Source organism: Mycobacterium sp. RTGN4 (assembly GCF_033804635.1).
In the GTDB taxonomy this organism is placed as follows: domain Bacteria; phylum Actinomycetota; class Actinomycetes; order Mycobacteriales; family Mycobacteriaceae; genus Mycobacterium.
Genome location: NZ_JAPZLB010000007.1, coordinates 374115 through 391612 on the forward strand (window position 1 = coordinate 374115; position 17498 = coordinate 391612).

Genomic DNA, 17498 nt, shown 5'->3' on the forward strand with positions numbered 1-17498 from the left:
TGGTCTGCCGGACCGGCCCGAGCGGCGAGTTCGCTGGCTGTCCTGGAATTGGTGCCGGTCGGGTGCTTCTGCCGGGGTTAAAGTGAACAGATCAGGGGCCGGTGACGCGGGTTTGAGGGCGCTGGAGGGCACGTATGAGCGAGCTGAGGGTGAAGCCGTCTGAGGTTCACCAGTCGGGCGTTGAGATCGGGGAGATCGCCGCGACGGTGAAGTCCGCGTTTACCAACAGTGATACAGAAATTGCTTCGGCTCAGTCCGGTTGGGTGGGCGAGTCTGCCGGGGCGTTGGCGTCGATGACTACCGAATGGCAAGAGGCGACGAAGAAACATAGCGAGAATCTTGTCGAGCACGGGAAGAAGTTCACCACTGCAGCACAGAGGTACGGTCGGCACGACGAGTCCTCGGCGGATTCTGTACGCAACGCCGCCGAGAACATTTGATACAGGGGATGTGCGATGAGTTTGTCGATAGCCGATATCGATAATTGGAATCCCGAGTCGATCAGTGCGGTTGGTGCGGCGAGCACGGCTCGGGCGAATGCCGCTGCGGAGGCCAGTTCGCGATTGCCGGCCCTGTCGGCGTTCAACCATTGGAAGGGTGCCGGCGCGGGCGCCGCGCAGGCGCGCACCCAGGTGCTCGCCGATGGTTTGGAGCAGCACGGTCAGGCTGCGTCGACGGTCGCCACGGCTGCCAGTACTGCGGCCAACGAGGTTCGGCAGATCAAGAGCCAGCTCAGTGGGTTGAAGTCGACTCTCGGGCAGTACGGCATCATCGTCGACGCCAGCGGCAGTCGTGCAGTGCCGCCGCCGAACTTGTCGTCGATGTCAGCGGCCAATCGCAAATTGGTGCAGGACATAACCACTATGGGGCAACAAAGCCTGGACAAAATCCGGCAGGCGGCCGATCTGGCTGACACCCACCTCGCAGCCGCGATGAAGGCCAAGGGCACGGACGATTTCAATCTGGACACGCAATATGCTCGCCCGGCGAGCTTCATGGCAGGCCCCGGCGGGGCTCCGCTCCCCGAATCTGGTCTGGACTGTGTGGCAGCGGTAACACAGATCACCGGGCTCACGGTCGCGGGAGGCGCGCTCACCGTTGCGACGCACTCGAAGTTCTACGGCTGCGGATCGGGCGGGGCGCATTGCAAGCCGGGTTAACAGAACGCCGCTGCGACGAAGGTAGGTAGAGCCTAATCATGATTGAACATTGGTTGAGTGAGTACTGGTGGATTCTCGCAGCACTTGTTTACGTAATTCTGCTGGTGATCGTGGCGGGGGCTTTAGCCCGTCGTGGGACGTTCGGAAGCACGTGGCCGAAGATCACTTTGGCGATCACCTGCTTGATCATCGTGTTGATCCCGACCATGCATCCGCCCGGAAGCTACGTCAATGCGGTGATCGCGGTGTGCAGCCTAGTGATCTTGTTTAGTCGCTTCTTCAAATCCGAGAAGCCGTCAGAGCCCGCGGAACGGTGAGTCAGGCGAACTCCGGCAGCACCGTCTACAGCCCCGGATGAAGGACTCGGGCTCACTATCCGACACGGTGACCATGCGGTGTTCGCTGGGGAAGGTGGCCGAGTATCCCGATCATCCCGCTGAGTGGGGCGACCTGGACGCGGTCGCGCGCCTGTGGTCGGTGGACGCCATTCACGAGGCGGTCCTGCTTGCCAGCCCGGTGCTGGCAGGCCAGATCGAAAAGCTGTTGTCTTCCTCGGGTGCCGAGACGCCGCTGAAGAAGCGCAAGCGTCTGCACAAAGGCCTGCTGAAGTACGCACTGCGCCTGAGCACGAGGTGCACTCCGTTCGGCATGTTCGCGGGGGTGGCGGTGCTGCCGGTCGGTGATGGGGAGCCGGCGCTCGGCACGTCCCACATCCGACACGTCAGGGCCTCCGGAGCGGTCGCCAGGCGTCTGGTGCAGGAGGCCCGCGCGATGCCGGAGGCGCGGCTCTACCCCAACCCGGCGTTGATCGAACGCGCCGACCGGTTGGTCGTCACGGTCATGCGCGGCGTCGACGACACCCACACCGTGGCTTCGATCAGAGCCACCGGGCCCGCCCGGCTGGCCGTCGACGCCGCTGCCAGCACTGCGACGCGGCAAGACATCGAGCAGCGGGTCGCCGCCGCCTATCCCGCCGCCGGCTCGGGGAAGGTTCGGACGCTGGTCGACGACCTGTTGCAGGCCGAGGTGCTGTTGTGCGAGGCCGAACACTCCGCGTTCGACGGCGATCCGCTGGCGCGCATGCCCGACGTCGTCGAAGGCGCCACCGCGATTCGGGCAGCCGTCGCGCGGTACTCCGAGGCGTCTGACCCGGTGGACGATGGCAGCCTCGATGCGTTGTTGCGGCTGTGCCCGGCGGCCAAGGTCCAACGCGACGTCCACGTCGATCTGGAACTCGATGCGCGCTGTCAGGTGCCGGTCTCGGTCGTGGACGCGGCCCGTGATGCCGTCAGAGCCCTTTGCGCGTTGATGGCACACCTGCCAGCCACCCCAGCGCTCGACGAATTCAACGCCGGATTCCTGGAGCGGTACGTCCACACCTTGGTTCCGTTTCTGATCGCCGTCGACGAGGAACTCGGAGTCGGTTACCCGCGGGCCTATGAGTCCGCCCCGCGCCCCGCTGCCGCTGCGGATGACGGGCCCACTGCCGAGCGCCGGCGGGACCTGATCGCCCGGCTCCTGGAGCGTGCCGCATCCGATGGCTTAGGCACCGTGGAACTCACCGATGCCGACCTGGCAGGCTTTGCCGTACCCGAGGGAATGCCAAGCAGCTTCGATCTCACCCTTGGGCTTCACCGCGAGTCGACGGGCCTGCGGGCGACGGTCGCGGGGCTCGGATTTCCCGGTGGGTCCACCATCGGGCGCTTCACCGCCGTCATGCCCCAGGCGCGGGACTTCGCGCGGCGCTGCGTGGAGTTCGACACCGCCTGGTGGGCCGAGAACACCGGCGGGAGGGGAATCCTCAGCGGCGTCGACTACATCGCCGGAACGGACTCCATCAACGAGGTCGCCGCGACCGCACAGCTGTACCCGGTGACACTCGCCGTCAACGCGCGTGCGCATCGCCCGGCCGGCGCGGTGCTCACCCTCGCCGACCTATACCTCGGCTACGCGGACGGACGCGTGCGGACCGTCCTGGCCGACGGCACACCGGTGAGCCTGCGTCAGCTCAACATGGCCACTACCACCGCCTCGGCCAAGGCCATCCGGCTACTACGGGAGATATCCGATGCCGGCATCCGGGTGCCCTTCTGGTCCTGGGGCGAGGCCGAGGCGATCTTGAACCACCTTCCCGCCGTCCGATACCAACGGGTCACCCTGGCCGAGCAGCGGTGGCGCTACCCGGCGACGGCGGATCGAACACCGGCCGCCCTGCGCGGCTGGATCGCCGAGACCGGCGTCAGCCGCCATCTCCGCGTCGGGCCACACGACAACTTGCTGCACCTCGACACTCAACACCCGGCGCACCTGGACCTGCTGCTCGACGAAATCACCACTGGCAACCAGTGGTTGTTCCGCGCCCCGGGGCCGGAACAGCTGGGTGTCGTGGGCGACTTCGGGGCGGCAATGCACCCGGCCGAGGCGGTGGTCACCGTCGCCGCCCCCACAAACACCCGTGCCGAGCCCGACCTGACCGGCTGGTCGCTGCATGACCCCGCCGACGATGAACACCGGCTGCTGGCGCCAGGGGGCGCCTGGACCGCGTTCGCCATCACAGCAGCAAGCCATTCCCACGACCGCTTCCTGCGGGGCTTCGCCGACGCCTTCCCCGACATCGCCGGCGACTGGTACTTCGTGCGCTACCGAGAAGACCACCGAGACCAGCTACGCCTGAGGGTGCGACGCCCGGTTGCCGAGCTCACCAGCGTCTTGGCCTGGCTGGCCGAGGCTCGCCTGGCCGGGCGCATAGGCGACTACACGATCCCCGTCTATCACCGCGAACTCGAACGCTACGGCGGACCTCGAAGCTTCCCGTGCTACGAACGGCTGTTCTGTTTGGAGACCGCGCACATCGTCGCCATGCTGCCGATCATCGACCCCAACCCCTCGACCCCGTCCAACTCCGCACCGCTCATCAGGCCAGGCGTCGAGGCCGCCGCTGGCGTCCTGAGCCAATGGCTCGACGGTCTCGACCCGAGCCGGGTGGACGCCGGCGAGGTGATCGACGTCGCGGTCGAGAACTACAGCCGGGAGCTCGGCGGGGCGATCCACAAGATCAAAACCGTGCTGCGCCAACAACATCCGTACATCGACGCGGACAACGGCCTAGTGGCCGCACTGCGCGAGTTCTGGGTCGACCCGGCGCAGCGCGACGCGGTGATGACGCCTACCGTGCTGCAAAGCGCGAGCCACCTGCTGTGCATCCGGCTGGGCCTACAGCGGCATGAGGAGTTCGCCGCCATGTGGTTGGTCAAGACCGAACGAAACCGCCTCGAGCGGCGCAATGCTCGACCCCGATAACAACCCGCGTGTCCAAGTTGGCAGTTACGTTTCCGGCCCGAAGATCATGACGCGGACTTTTCGGGTTTTGCCGACAACGTTCGGATCAACGCGGCCCCCACCGCTCCGACGACGACCATGCCGATGCCTATCGCCTCGGGGAGCGCTTGGGTGACCCAGCCGAAGATCCCGGCCACCAGGATGAAGGTGGGCAGCCAGTCATACAGCGCGGAGACCGGTGGTGGTATCTCCTCGGGTTCGCCCCGGTCGGCGGCGTCCTTTGCTCCGGCGTAGTCGGGATAGAACTCCGAGAACGCGACCGCGAAGAAGAGCGTGGCGAGCTGAAGTACCCACCCCGTCCAGAAGTTGTTGGAATCGTGAAGGACTGCGTCCCCGATGAAGCCGACGGCCGCCGACACGGTGAACGCGGCCGCCCACACCGCCGAGATCGCGTAGTTGATGTGGAGGAAGAGTGAGCTGTCCCAATACTCTTGCGGTGCAATTTCTTTGGCGTAGGCCACGGTGAACGGTCTGCGCACGATCAGCGTTGCGTAGGCGAACAGAGCCAGTGCCACGTTCGTCAACTCACCGGCCCAAAGTTCGAGCCACCGGATGGTTCCGTCCGAGGCGGTCACACCTATGACGACCAGAATGGCGAAGAACGCCACGCCGAAGACCTCGAGGGAGTGAATGCTGATCCCTCGGCGGCTGCCGACCCACAAGATCAGCAGCGTCAAGCCCAGGGCGACGCAGACCGCCTCCTCGAATCGGCCCGGCGTCGAGAACAGCGAAAAGACCACCCACGGAGCGATTCCGGAGAGCGGCGAGTCGAGGAAGGCGTCGACGACGCTGCCGGCTTTGCCGGGCTTGTCGTCGCCGGGCTGTGAGGCCGGACCGGTCATTCGGCGCACACCGTAGTCGGCAGTGCCTACGTACCGGTGTAGGTCTCCGGGTCAGGCCGGAATCGGGTGCCGTCGTCGAGCGCGTTGAGGGCGTCCACGTGCTCGGAGGCCAACTCGAATTCGAAGACGTCGGTGTTCTCGGCGATGCGCTCGGGTGACGAGGACCGCGGAATCACCACGTTGCCCAGTTGCAGGCTCCAGCGGATCAGCACCTGGGCGGGCGACTTGCCGTACTCACCCGCGATCGACGTGACGGCCGGATTGTCGAGCAGCTTGCCGACGCCCAGCGGACCGTAGCCCTCGGTGACGATGCCGTGCTCGGCATGGAAGGCGCGCAACGTCGCCTGGTTCAGCAGGGGATGCAGCTCGATCTGGTTGACGGTGGGCACCGAGAAGGTCAGGTCCATGACGTTCGTCAGATCGTCGGGCGTGAAGTTGCAGACGCCGACCGACTTGGTGTGGCCGAGGTCCTTCGCCTTCAAGATGCCGCCGTAGCTGTGCACGTAGCGCTCGGTGTCGCCTGCGGGCCAGTGGATGAGGTACAGATCGACGTAGTCCATGCCGAGCCGCTCCAGGCTGGCCTTCAGAGCCGCCTGCGACGTCGTGTATCCCTGGTCTTCGGTGGCCAGCTTGGTAGTGACGAAGATCTCCGCGCGCGGTATGCCCGACGCGGCGATCGCGCGGCCTACCGCCGCTTCGTTGCCGTACGCCGCCGCCGTATCGATGAGTCGCACGCCGATCTCGAGCGCAGCGGACACCGCGCGCTCGGTGTCTGCATCCGACAGCTCACCGACGCCGATACCGAGCGCTGGGATCGCGTTCTCGTCATTGAGAGCCACGTTGGGAATCGCTGCCGCCGAGGTCATGTCGCCTACTCTGTGCCGTTGTAAGGTGCGTGGATCGGGAACCATTCGCCTATCCTGCGGGCGCTGAGCACGTCGAACACGTCGACGCTACTCATGACCGCTCGGGGTTCACCGACTTGGATCAGGATATTACGGGCTACCTACGCCCATTCAATCCGTTGCGTGCGCTTCGGCGCGGCCCAACCGTCGACCCAGCGGCCGCGGTGAATTAGCGTCAGTTGACGTGAGCGATCCAGGTGGCCCGACGACGAGTTCGCCGGCAAATTCGGCGGTGGTACGACATCGGGGAGCGGGTCAGCCCGGTCGCAACCGGCTGGCGGTGCTCAACGCCGCCAGCGCCGGGATGCTGCGGCTGTTGCCGCGGATACCCGATTCGGCGAAGAAGGTGCTGCTCGGCGGGAAGACCATCACGATCGACGGCAACACCCTCGACACCACGCTGCAATTCATGCTCACCCTGCAGAAGTCCTCGGGAGTCGGCGGGTTGGTGGCCAGCAGTGACGTCGGCGTCGCGCGAGCCCAGCTACGCAAGCTGGCCAGATTCATCACCGCCGACATCACCGTCGGCATCAAGGACCTGACAGTTACGGGTGCGACGGGTCCGCTCCGGGCGCGCCACTACGTACCGGTCAATGCCATCGGCACCGAGCCCTTGCTCGTCTTCTTCCACGGCGGTGGATTCGCGGTCGGCGACATCGAGACTCACGACGCGCTGTGCCGGCTGATCTGCCGCGACGCCCAGGTGCATGTGCTGTCGATCGAGTACCGGTTGGCACCGGAGCACAAGGCACCCGCCGCGGTCGAAGACGCCTACGCGGCTTATCAGTGGGCGGTAGCCCACGTTGACGAAATCGGCGCCGATCCCGCTCGCATCGCGGTCGGCGGCGACAGCGCGGGCGGCAACCTGGCCGCCGTGGTGGCGCAGTTGGCGCGGAATGAGGGGGCGCCCGCGCCCGCGCTTCAGCTGCTCATTTACCCGGTCACCAACTACTTCACCGGCGACACGCGTTCGAAGACCCTTTTCGCCGACGGGTTCTTCCTCACCAAGAACGACATGGACTGGTTTGACGCGCACTATGTCGGCGGTGCTGCGATCGACGCCTCCGATCCGCGCATCTCGCCGCTGCTTGCCGACGACCTCTCGGGGCTGCCCCCCGCGCTGGTGGTGACGGCTGGGTTCGACCCGCTGCGTGACGAGGGCACCCAGTACGCCGAGGCCATGTCCGCCGCAGGCGTGCCGGTTGATCATCGGCAATTCGGATCGCTCATCCACGGGTTTGCGAACTTCTTCCCGCTCGGCGGCGGAAGCGCGAGCGCCACCGCCGAACTGGTTTCTGCACTCCGGGCCCATCTGAGCCGCGGCTGAGCGCGCCTGACTGACCGCTCGAACCCGCCGGTACCCTAGTCCCGTGGCCACGAAACCCAAGAAGACCGCCAGCTACGATTTGAAGGCCGCCGACCGCCGACGCGATTTGTTCGTCCGGGTCGGACTCACCGCCATCGTGGCGATCATCGCCGTCGTGCTGGTGGGCTACATCGTGCTGAACGGCAAGTCGAAGCCGACGTCCGGCGAGGCGAAGGCGGTTCGCGTCGTGTCGAGCAAGCTCATCACCAAAGAGGACAAGCAGCCCAAGGTGGTGTTGGGACTCTATGAGGACTTCCTGTGCCCGGTGTGCCGCGGGTTCGAGGCCGCCTTCGGCCCGACGGTGCGACAGCTGATCGACAGCGGCGCCGTCGCCACTGACTACTACATGGTTGCCATCCTGGATTCGTCGGCGACCAAGAACTACTCGTCTCGAGCCAGCGCGGCTGCGTACTGCGTCGCCGACGCGGACACGACTCCCGGCAAGGAAGTGTTTTCCCGATTCCACGCCGCGCTATACGCCCAGCAGCCCAGCGAGACGGGCACGTCCTTCCCGGACAACAAGGCGCTGATCGAAACCGCGCGCCAGGCAGGCGCGGGAGGCAACGTGCCCGACTGCATCAACAGCGGCCGCTACCTGCCGTTGGCCGAGGGCCTCGCGGGCGCGACGAACGTCACCGGTACCCCGACCGTGCGGATCAACGGCGAGGACTTCCCGATCTCTGGCCCCAACGGCCCGGCGAAGCCAGAGGACCTGATCGCCAAGGTCAAGGCCATCGTCGGTGACGTGCCGGGGTTGTCCGCCGCCCCGGCCGCACCCGTCCCGCCGCCCGCGCCCGCCCCGCCTGCACCCGCCCCGGCCGCGCCGTGACCGTCTCGACGCCAAGCGCGGACCCGGCTGCGTCCGAATCGGACGCCAGGCCCGCGGTCCGGGTGGGCACCGCCAGCGCAATCTGGATCCTGATTGCCGGCGCGCTCGGGCTCACCGCAGCCATCACGCTGACGGTCGAGAAGATCGAGCTTCTGATCGACCCGAGCTACGTTCCGTCCTGCAGCATCAACCCGGTGCTGTCGTGTGGCTCGGTGATGGCGACCCCGCAGGCGTCGGAGTTCGGCTTCCCCAATTCGCTCCTCGGCATCGTCGCGTTCTCGGTCGTCGTGGTCACCGGCGTCTTGGCCGTCGCGAAAGTGGCTCTCCCGCGGTGGTATTGGGCGGGGCTGGCAGCGGGCACGCTGCTCGGTGTGGTCTTCATCCACTGGCTGATCGTGCAGAGCCTCTACCAAATCGGAGCGCTGTGCCCGTACTGCATGGTGGTGTGGACTGTCACCATTCCCCTTCTCGTGGTGGTGGCGTCGATCGCCTTGGCGCCCCTCGCGGGCAACAAGGTGGCCCACGTGATCTACCAGTGGCGATGGTCGTTGGTCACGCTGTGGTTCGTTGGTTTGATTCTGATGATTCTGGTGCGGTTCTGGAACTACTGGTCGACGCTGATCTAAGCCTTCGGCCTACTCGAGCGGTTAGGGTTACGCGTGATCAACGGTGATATCTAAACTTCTGGTCGCCAACCGCGGAGAGATCGCGATCCGTGCGTTCCGCGCGGCCTACGAAATGGGCATCGCGACCGTCGCGGTGTACGCATACGAGGATCGCAATTCGTCGCATCGTCTGAAGGCCGACGAGTCCTATCAGATCGGCGAGGTCGGCCACCCCGTGCGCGCGTATCTCTCGGTGGACGAAATCATCCGAGTGGCCCGGCACGCCGGTGCCGACGCCGTCTACCCCGGGTATGGCTTTCTGTCGGAGAACCCCGAACTGGCCGCGGCCTGCGCCGAGGCGGGCATCGCGTTCGTCGGCCCCAGCGCCCACGTGCTGGAACTGACGGGCAACAAGGCCCGCGCGATCGCAGCGGCCCGCGACGCAGGCCTGCCGGTGCTCACGTCGTCGGACCCCTCGGCGTCCGTTGACGAGCTCATCGCGGTCGCCGCCGACATGCAGTTCCCGCTGTTCGTCAAGGCGGTGTCCGGCGGCGGTGGGCGCGGGATGCGCCGCGTCGCCGCCGCCGACGCGCTGGCGGAGGCCATCGAGGCGGCGAGCCGGGAGGCCGAGTCGGCGTTCGGCGATCCGACGGTCTACCTCGAGCAGGCCGTGCTCAACCCGCGCCACATCGAGGTCCAGATCTTGGCCGACGGGCAGGGCAACGTCATTCACCTCTTCGAGCGCGACTGCAGCGTGCAGCGCCGCCACCAGAAGGTGATCGAGCTTGCGCCTGCGCCGAATCTGCCCGAGGAGTTGCGCGCCAAGATCTGTGCCGACGCGGTCGCGTTCGCCAGGCAGATCAACTACACCTGCGCGGGCACCGTCGAGTTCCTGCTCGACGAGCGCGGCCACCACGTGTTCATCGAGATGAACCCCCGCATCCAGGTCGAACACACCGTCACCGAGGAGATCACCGACATCGACCTGGTGGCCAGTCAGCTGCGCATCGCGGCGGGGGAGACGCTGGCCGACCTCGGACTGAGTCAGGACATGCTGACGACGCGCGGTTTTGCCATGCAATGCCGGATCACCACCGAAGATCCCGCCAACGGCTTCCGGCCAGATACCGGCCGAATCACCGGCTACCGCTCGCCTGGCGGCGCGGGCATCCGGCTCGACGGTGGCACGAACCTTGGCGCCGAGATAGGTGCCCACTTCGACTCGATGTTGGTCAAGATGACGACCCGCGGCCGTGACTTCTCGACCGCGGTCACGCGCGCCCGTCGGGGGCTGGCCGAGTTCCGCATCCGCGGGGTGTCCACGAACATCCCGTTCCTGCAGGCTGTCGTCGACGACCCCGACTTTCGGGCGGGCCGGGTCACCACGTCGTTCATCGAGGAGCGGCCGCATCTGCTCACTGCGCACATCCCCGCCGACCGTGGCACCAAGATGCTCAACTACCTCGCCGAGGTCACGGTCAACTCGCCGTACGGGGGCCGTGACCGGATTTATCCGCAGGACAAGCTGCCCAGCAGTGACGTGGTCGATGTCGAATCGGCACCGCCACCGGGCAGCAGGCAGCGGTTGATCGAGCTGGGACCCGAGGGCTTCGCGGCCTGGATGCGGGACTCGCCCGCGGTGGGCGTCACCGACACCACGTTCCGGGACGCACATCAGTCGCTGCTCGCCACGCGGGTGCGCACGTCCGGGCTGCTGGCCGTTGCGCCATACATCGCAACGATGACCCCCGAGCTGCTGTCCCTCGAGTGCTGGGGCGGCGCGACTTACGATGTGGCCCTTCGGTTCCTGAAGGAGGACCCGTGGGAACGGCTGGCGGCACTGCGTGAGGCGGTGCCCAATATTTGTCTGCAGATGCTGCTGCGGGGCCGCAACACCGTCGGCTACACCCCGTACCCGGAGGTCGTCACGTCGGCGTTCGTGCAGGAGGCGACGGCCACTGGTATAGACATCTACCGGATCTTCGACGCGCTCAACAACGTCGAGTCGATGCGCCCAGCCATCGACGCGGTCCGCGAAACCGGTTCTGCGGTAGCCGAAGTCGCCATGAGCTACACCGGCGATCTTTCCGACCCGGCCGAGACGCTCTACACGCTCGACTACTACCTCAAGCTCGCCGAGCAGATCGTCGACGCAGGTGCACACGTGCTGGCGATCAAGGACATGGCCGGGCTACTGCGGGCGCCTGCCGCGACGACGCTGGTTTCGGCGTTGCGCAGCAGATTCGACCTTCCGGTGCACGTGCACACGCACGACACCCCTGGCGGGCAACTGGCCACCTACACCGCCGCTTGGCAGGCGGGCGCCAGCGCGGTCGACGGTGCCGCGGCCCCGCTGGCCGGGACCACCAGCCAGCCTGCGCTGAGCTCCATCGTCGCCGCGGCCGCGCACACGCGATACGACACCGGACTTTCGCTGCGCGCTATCTGCGATCTGGAGCCGTACTGGGAGGCGTTGCGAAAGGTGTACGCGCCCTTTGATGTTGGAGCATCCGGACTCATATTTCCCACCGGGAGGGTGTACGAGCATGAGATCCCCGGCGGCCAGCTGAGCAATCTGCGCCAGCAGGCCATCGCGCTGGGGCTCGGCAACCGGTTCGAGGACGTCGAGAACGCGTATGCCGGTGCGGACCGGGTGCTCGGGCATCTGGTCAAGGTCACGCCGTCGAGCAAGGTCGTCGGCGACCTTGCGCTGGCGCTCGTCGGTGCGGGCGTGACCGCCGACGAGTTCGCCGCCGACCCAGCACGATTCGACATCCCGGACTCGGTGATCGGGTTCCTGCGCGGCGAGCTCGGCGACCCGCCCGGTGGCTGGCCCGAACCGTTGCGCACCAAGGCCTTGGAGGGGCGCCCTGCGGCCAAGCCGACCGAGGCGCTCACCACCGAGGACGAAGCCGTGCTGGCGACGCCGGGTCTCAAGCGCCAAGCCGCCCTCAACCGGCTGCTCTTTCCGGGTCCCACAAAGGAATTCGAGGCACACCGGGAGATCTACGGTGACACCTCGCGGCTGTCCGCCAACCAGTTCTGGTACGGGCTGCGCCATGGCGACGAACACCGCATCCAGATCGAGAAGGGCGTCGACCTCATCATCGGGCTCGAGGCGATTTCGGATGCCGACGAACGCGGTATGCGGACCGTGATGTGCATCATCAACGGTCAACTTCGACCGGTGGTGGTGCGCGACGAGAGCGTCGCAGTCGACATACCGACCGCAGAGAAGGCCGATCGCACCAATCCCGACCACGTGGCCGCGCCGTTCGCGGGCGTGGTGACCGTCAACGTGTCCGCCGACGACGTCGTCGAAGCCGGAGCGACCATCGCCACCATCGAGGCGATGAAGATGGAGGCCGCCATCACCGCGCCTAAGGCGGGCAAGGTGCAACGGGTGGCCGTGCTGGCGACTGCGCAGGTCGAAGGTGGTGACCTGCTGGTGGTGATCGGTCCGGCGGGCAAGAGCGCAGCGACCGGGGGATCAGGTCCGGCGGGCAGGAGCGCAGCGACCGGGGGATCAGTCTGACCCGCATCGTCGGCGGCCAGTTCGGCGGCAGGCGAATCGCTGTGCCGCAGAGCCGATCTGGGCAAGGCACCCGACCCACGACCGACCGGGTGCGCGAGTCGCTGTTCAACATCCTGAATGCGCGCGTCGAGATGACGGGCGCTACCGTGCTCGATCTCTACGCCGGATCGGGAGCCCTTGGACTGGAGGCGCTTTCGCGCGGTGCCGCGTCGGCATTGTTCGTGGAATCCGACCGGCGCGCAGCGTCCGTCATCGAAGCCAACGCAGCGGCCCTCGGCGCCACCGGCGCGGTGGTGCGCTGCGGCAGCGTCGCCACGGTGCTCGCATCGGGTACCGACCGTGCGGTCGACGTGGTGTTCGCGGATCCGCCGTACGACGTTTCTTCGGCCGACGTCGAGGCGGTACTGGCCGCGCTCATCGCGGGCGGTTGGGTGGCGGTGGGCGCCGTCGCGGTGGTCGAACGTCCGAAGTCTGCTCCGCCATTGGCGTGGCCGGCCGGGTGGACGCCGGATCGGGATCGCCGCTACGGCGACACCCGCCTCGAATTCGGCGGAATCGCGTAGCGTCGTCGGACATGAGTGGCGCCGTATGCCCCGGTTCGTTCGACCCCGTCACGCTCGGTCACATCGACGTCTTCGAGCGGGCCGCTGCCCAGTTCGACGAGGTTGTCGTCGCGGTGCTGATCAACCCGAGCAAGCAAGGCATGTTCACGCCCGAAGAGCGCATCGCCATGATCGAGGAGTCGTGCGAACACCTGCCCAACCTCCGCGTCGAATCCGGCTCGGGGTTGGTCGTCGACTTCGTGAAGGCCCGCGGCCTCACCGCGATCGTCAAGGGACTTCGCACGGGCACTGACTTCGAATACGAACTACAGATGGCGCAGATGAACAAGCACATCGCCGGCATCGACACGTTCTTCGTGGCGACCAGGCCCCGCTATTCGTTCGTATCGTCGTCGCTCGCCAAGGAGGTCGCGATGCTGGGCGGTGACGTCACCGCGCTCTTGCCGGATTCGGTCAACAGGAGAATCGGCGACAAATTGGCTGGCTGACGGCCGGCGGATCCGGTTGGGCGCCGGGTCGGCGCCCGATCTCGTGGCAAACCCGTATCAACGGCTACCGGCGTGGCGCACCCAGTCACACGAGTAACACCAGGCACAATAGTCACAACGACCTAACCTGGAGGGTGTTGCCGTGTACCGAGTATTTGAGGCGCTCGACGAGCTCGGCGCGATCGTCGAAGAGGCCCGCGGGGTCCCGATGACGGCGGGCTGCATGGTGCCCCGCGGCGACGTGCTCGAGTTGATCGACGACATCAAGGACGCGATCCCCGGCGAACTCGACGACGCCCAGGACGTGCTCGACGCCCGCGACGGAATGCTGCGGGAAGCCAAGGAACACGCCGACCACATGGTGTCCACGGCGACCACCGAGGCGGATTCGCTGGTCAACCACTCGCGGGCAGAGGCCGATCGCATCCTCGCGGACGCCAAGGGGCAGGCCGACCGGATGGTCGCCGAGGCCAGGCAGCACACCGAACGCATGGTCGGTGAGGCCCGCGACGAGGCCGTGCGCATCGCAGCGACGGCGAAACGCGAGTACGAGGCCAGCACCGGCCGGGCGAAGGGCGAAGCCGACCGCCTGATCGAAAACGGAAACCTCTCCTACGAGAAGGCCGTTCAGGAAGGCATCAAGGAACAGCAGCGACTCGTCGCGCAGACGGAGATCGTTCAGACCGCAACCGCAGAGGCCACCCGCCTCATCGATGCGGCGCACGCCGAGGCCGACCGACTGCGCGGGGAGTGCGACATCTACGTCGACAGCAAGCTCGCGGAGTTCGAGGACTACCTGAACGGCACGCTGCGATCAGTCGGTCGAGGCCGACACCAGTTGCGCACCGCCGCGGGCACGCACGACTACGCGCAGCGCTAACGCTTGCACGGGTCGGAAGGTATATCGACCCGGTCGTAGGATTGCCGCCATGCCGACCCATGGTGCACCTCGCGGCGCCCGCTCGCCGCTCGCGATCGACATCACCCGACTCGGCAGACGACCCGGCTCGATGAAGACCGTGCAGGAGACAGTGCCTGCTCCCGATCGCATGGGTGTCGACCTCATCGGCATCACGCAGGGCACGCCGCTGGTACTCGACCTGACGCTGCAGTCGGTGTCGGAGGGAGTGCTCGTCACCGGCACGGTGTCCGCTGCGACCGCCGGCGAGTGTGCGCGCTGCCTGACGCCCATCACCGGCCACGTCGACGTCGACATCACCGAGCTGTTCGCATATGAGGGCAGCGACACCGAGGCCACCACCGAGGACGACGAGGTCGGGCACGTCGTCACGGATCGGGACGGCGACTGCGTCGACCTCGAACAGACCATCATCGACGCCGTGGGGATGGCGTTGCCGTTCGCACCGGTGTGCAGTGAGGACTGCGCGGGGCTCTGCGTCGCGTGCGGAACCCCATTGGCCAGTGCCGGGCCCGACCATCGCCACGACGCGATCGACCCCCGCTGGGCCAAGCTCTCCACGATCGTGCCCAGCGAACAGGAGCCCGACGGATCCGGAGCCCCTTCGTGATCGATGACCGTTCGCCCCTGCTCAAGGCGCTCGGGGTGGACCTGGACGACGAGCTGCTGACCATCGCACTGACGCATCGCAGCTATGCCTATGAGGCCGGAGGGCTTCCGACCAACGAGCGGCTCGAGTTCCTTGGTGACGCGGTGCTCGGGCTGGTCGTGACGGCCGAGATCTTCACCAAGTATCCCGAGCGCACCGAAGGCGAACTGGCCAAGCTCAAGTCGGCGGTGGTCAATACCCAGGCGTTGGCGCGGATCGCCCGCGGGCTCGCCGAGGACGGCCTTGGGGCGTACCTGCTGCTCGGTCGTGGCGAAGTCGGCAGCGGAGGGGCGCAGAAGTCCAGCCTGCTCGCCGACGGGCTCGAGTCGCTTCTGGGCGCGATCTACGTCCAGCACGGACACGAGGTCGCGCGGGAGGCCATCATCCGGCTCTTCGGAGAGGTGCTGAACACCGCGGCCAGCCTCGGCGCCGGACTGGACTGGAAGACCAGCCTCCAGGAACTGGCCGCCGCACGTCGATTGGGCGTCCCGTCGTACGTGCTGAGTTCGACCGGGCCCGAGCACGATAAGCACTTCACCGCCAGGGCCGTCGTCAACGACGTCGGCTACGGCGCGGGCGCGGGGCGCACCAAGAAGGAGGCCGAGCAGCATGCGGCCGAGGCCGCGTACAAGGCGCTGGACGCCCTACCGGACCAGGTTGACTGACACCGATGCCCGAACTCCCCGAAGTCGAGGTGGTGCGGCGTGGGCTCGCCGATCACGTCGTCGGTCGCGAACTCACCGCGGTGCGGGTGCACCACCCGCGTGCGGTGCGCCGCCACGAGGCCGGGGCGGCCGACCTCACCGCCCGCCTGCTCGGCACGCGCATCGTTGGCACCGGCAGGCGCGGGAAGTACCTATGGCTGACGCTCGACAGCGGCGAAGCGCTGGTCGTGCACCTCGGGATGAGTGGGCAGATGCTGCTCGGCGCGGTCGCGAAGACCGAACACCTGCGCATCGCCACCCTGCTCGATGACGGTACCGCCATGAGCTTCGTCGACCAGCGCACGTTCGGTGGGTGGATGCTGACCGACCTGGTGACCGTCGATGGCAGCGAGCTGCCCGAGCCCGTCGCGCACATCGCCCGCGACCCACTGGACCCCCGGTTCGATCGGGATGCAGTGGTAAAGGTGTTGCAGCGCAAGCACTCCGAGATCAAACGGCAACTCCTCGACCAAACCGTGGTGTCGGGGATCGGCAATATCTACGCCGACGAGTCGTTGTGGCGCGCGAAGGTCCACGGGGTCAGGATCGCGGAGACGTTGTCGAAGCCGAAGCTGGCGTCGATACTCGACCACGCGGCCGCCGTGATGACGGACGCACTTGGGCAGGGTGGCACGTCGTTCGATTCGCTTTACATCAACGTCAACGGCGAGTCGGGCTACTTCGACCGTTCGCTCGACGCCTATGGGCGCGAAGGACTTCCGTGCCACCGGTGCGGCGCGGTGATGCGCCGCGACAAGTTCATGACCCGGTCGTCCTACTACTGCCCACGCTGTCAACCGCGTCCGAGATCAGTGACCGCCTAGGCCCGGAAGGCCTGAGAGCGCCGGCGAATCCGTCATGCAGAACTTCCACTCCCCGGATTCCTTGCGGAAGTAGATGGTGCTGCTGGGAAGTCCGGGGTTTTGGCTTCCGCCCACCGTCAGGTCGGCCGTGGCCTTGCTTCCGGTGACCTTGATGTCGGAGATCGAAACCGATGGCGCGGGCTTGCCGTCCATGCCGCCGGGCACGTCGAGCGCACCCAAGCCGCCCAGCTTCTTGAACACCTCTTGGTCGTTCTGGCAGAAGTGCTGTTCCAGCAATTGTTGCGGATCGGTGCCGCCCGTCGGCGAGGTCAGCAGGCTGCGGATTTGGTCCTCGTCAGAAGATCCGGAGCTACCGGCGCGCCCCGAAGCGTTCGAGCTCGGGCCCTTGCCGTCGGAACTGGTGCCCAACACGATTGCCAGCACCAGGCCGATGACGGCCAGCACTGCCGCGCCGCCGATGAGCCACCACTTGCCCGAGCCACCCGACTTGGGAGGCGGGAAGCCCGGAGGCGGGTACCCGGGAGGCGGGAAACCCTGGGGGGGATACCCGTAGCCCTGTGGTTGTTGCGGTTGGTACCCGTATCCCGGCTGCGGGTAGCCGTAACCCGGCTGGCCGTATCCGGGATACGACTGCGGGTACTGGGGCGCATAGCCCGGAGCCTCTTGTGGGTAGCCCTGCGGGTTACCGAGGCCGGGAGGCGGCTGCTGCGGCGGCCAGGGCTGGCCGCCGGGGACACCCGAGTCGGGTGGTAAGTAGGTCATTCGCATGT

Annotated in this window: 17 protein-coding genes; 14 read left to right on the plus strand and 3 right to left on the minus strand. The window is 66.8% G+C overall.

The features are described from left to right. The first annotated feature begins 134 nt into the window (after positions 1-134). The 4 genes from SLQ30_RS17970 to SLQ30_RS17985 all read left to right on the plus strand — a co-directional run bounded on the left by SLQ30_RS17970 (position 135) and on the right by SLQ30_RS17985 (position 4460). Positions 135-440 (plus strand): WXG100 family type VII secretion target, encoded by a 306-nt coding sequence (locus SLQ30_RS17970; RefSeq protein ID WP_319446969.1) that lies wholly within the window; start codon positions 135-137, stop codon positions 438-440. Between the two features lie 15 nt (positions 441-455). Continuing rightward, the gene (locus SLQ30_RS17975; RefSeq protein ID WP_319446968.1) at positions 456-1160 is read left to right on the plus strand and encodes a hypothetical protein; all 705 of its coding nucleotides are present in this window, start codon (positions 456-458) and stop codon (positions 1158-1160) included. Positions 1161-1198: 38 nt separating this feature from the next. Continuing rightward, positions 1199-1477, plus strand: coding sequence for a hypothetical protein (locus SLQ30_RS17980; protein WP_319446967.1), 279 nt, complete (start codon positions 1199-1201; stop codon positions 1475-1477). Positions 1478-1550: 73 nt separating this feature from the next. After that, on the plus strand, positions 1551-4460 hold the full coding sequence (locus SLQ30_RS17985; protein WP_319447288.1) for a lantibiotic dehydratase: 2910 nt from the start codon (positions 1551-1553) through the stop codon (positions 4458-4460). Positions 4461-4504: 44 nt separating this feature from the next. Here the strand turns inward: SLQ30_RS17985 and SLQ30_RS17990 are convergent, their stop codons facing one another. Together SLQ30_RS17990 and SLQ30_RS17995 are read right to left on the minus strand one after the other, a co-directional pair. Continuing rightward, entirely contained in the window at positions 4505-5341 is an 837-nt protein-coding gene (locus tag SLQ30_RS17990; protein ID WP_319446966.1) for a hypothetical protein, read from the minus strand. A 26-nt stretch (positions 5342-5367) separates the two neighbouring features. Beyond that, positions 5368-6207 (minus strand): aldo/keto reductase, encoded by an 840-nt coding sequence (locus tag SLQ30_RS17995; RefSeq protein WP_319446965.1) that lies wholly within the window; start codon positions 6205-6207, stop codon positions 5368-5370. 343 nt (positions 6208-6550) lie between these two features. Between SLQ30_RS17995 and SLQ30_RS18000 the strand changes: the two genes are divergently transcribed. The 10 genes from SLQ30_RS18000 (at position 6551) to mutM (ending at position 16728) form a co-directional block, all read left to right on the plus strand. Beyond that, positions 6551-7573 carry an alpha/beta hydrolase gene (locus SLQ30_RS18000; RefSeq protein WP_319447287.1) on the plus strand — a complete coding sequence of 341 codons (1023 nt, stop codon included), beginning with the start codon at positions 6551-6553 and terminating at the stop codon, positions 7571-7573. A gap of 43 nt (positions 7574-7616) precedes the next feature. Then, positions 7617-8441 carry a DsbA family protein gene (locus SLQ30_RS18005; RefSeq protein WP_319446964.1) on the plus strand — a complete coding sequence of 275 codons (825 nt, stop codon included), beginning with the start codon at positions 7617-7619 and terminating at the stop codon, positions 8439-8441. Next, complete coding sequence (locus tag SLQ30_RS18010) at positions 8438-9067, plus strand: vitamin K epoxide reductase family protein (RefSeq protein WP_319446963.1); 630 nt, start codon at positions 8438-8440, stop codon at positions 9065-9067. The genes SLQ30_RS18005 and SLQ30_RS18010 overlap by 4 nt, the downstream gene beginning before the upstream one ends. Before the next feature lie 43 nt (positions 9068-9110). After that, positions 9111-12581, plus strand: coding sequence for a pyruvate carboxylase (locus tag SLQ30_RS18015; RefSeq protein WP_319446962.1), 3471 nt, complete (start codon positions 9111-9113; stop codon positions 12579-12581). Next, positions 12578-13144 (plus strand): 16S rRNA (guanine(966)-N(2))-methyltransferase RsmD, encoded by a 567-nt coding sequence (gene rsmD, locus SLQ30_RS18020; protein WP_319447286.1) that lies wholly within the window; start codon positions 12578-12580, stop codon positions 13142-13144. Before SLQ30_RS18015 ends, rsmD begins: the two co-directional genes overlap by 4 nt. 11 nt (positions 13145-13155) lie before the next feature. Continuing rightward, entirely contained in the window at positions 13156-13632 is a 477-nt protein-coding gene (coaD, locus tag SLQ30_RS18025) for a pantetheine-phosphate adenylyltransferase (RefSeq protein ID WP_319446961.1), read from the plus strand. 142 nt (positions 13633-13774) lie between these two features. Continuing rightward, positions 13775-14512: a cell division protein SepIVA gene (sepIVA, locus tag SLQ30_RS18030; protein WP_319446960.1), complete on the plus strand. Its 738-nt coding sequence runs from the start codon at positions 13775-13777 to the stop codon at positions 14510-14512. A gap of 49 nt (positions 14513-14561) precedes the next feature. After that, positions 14562-15161, plus strand: a complete 600-nt coding sequence (locus SLQ30_RS18035) for a DUF177 domain-containing protein (protein WP_319446959.1) — start codon at positions 14562-14564, stop codon at positions 15159-15161. Beyond that, on the plus strand, positions 15161-15865 hold the full coding sequence (gene rnc, locus SLQ30_RS18040; protein WP_319447285.1) for a ribonuclease III: 705 nt from the start codon (positions 15161-15163) through the stop codon (positions 15863-15865). The genes SLQ30_RS18035 and rnc overlap by 1 nt, the downstream gene beginning before the upstream one ends. 5 nt (positions 15866-15870) lie before the next feature. Then, entirely contained in the window at positions 15871-16728 is an 858-nt protein-coding gene (gene mutM / locus SLQ30_RS18045) for a bifunctional DNA-formamidopyrimidine glycosylase/DNA-(apurinic or apyrimidinic site) lyase (RefSeq protein ID WP_319446958.1), read from the plus strand. Here mutM and SLQ30_RS18050 read toward each other — a convergent pair. Continuing rightward, the gene (locus SLQ30_RS18050; RefSeq protein ID WP_319446957.1) at positions 16714-17490 is read right to left on the minus strand and encodes a hypothetical protein; all 777 of its coding nucleotides are present in this window, start codon (positions 17488-17490) and stop codon (positions 16714-16716) included. The genes mutM and SLQ30_RS18050 overlap by 15 nt on opposite strands. Between the last annotated feature and the right edge of the window lie 8 nt (positions 17491-17498).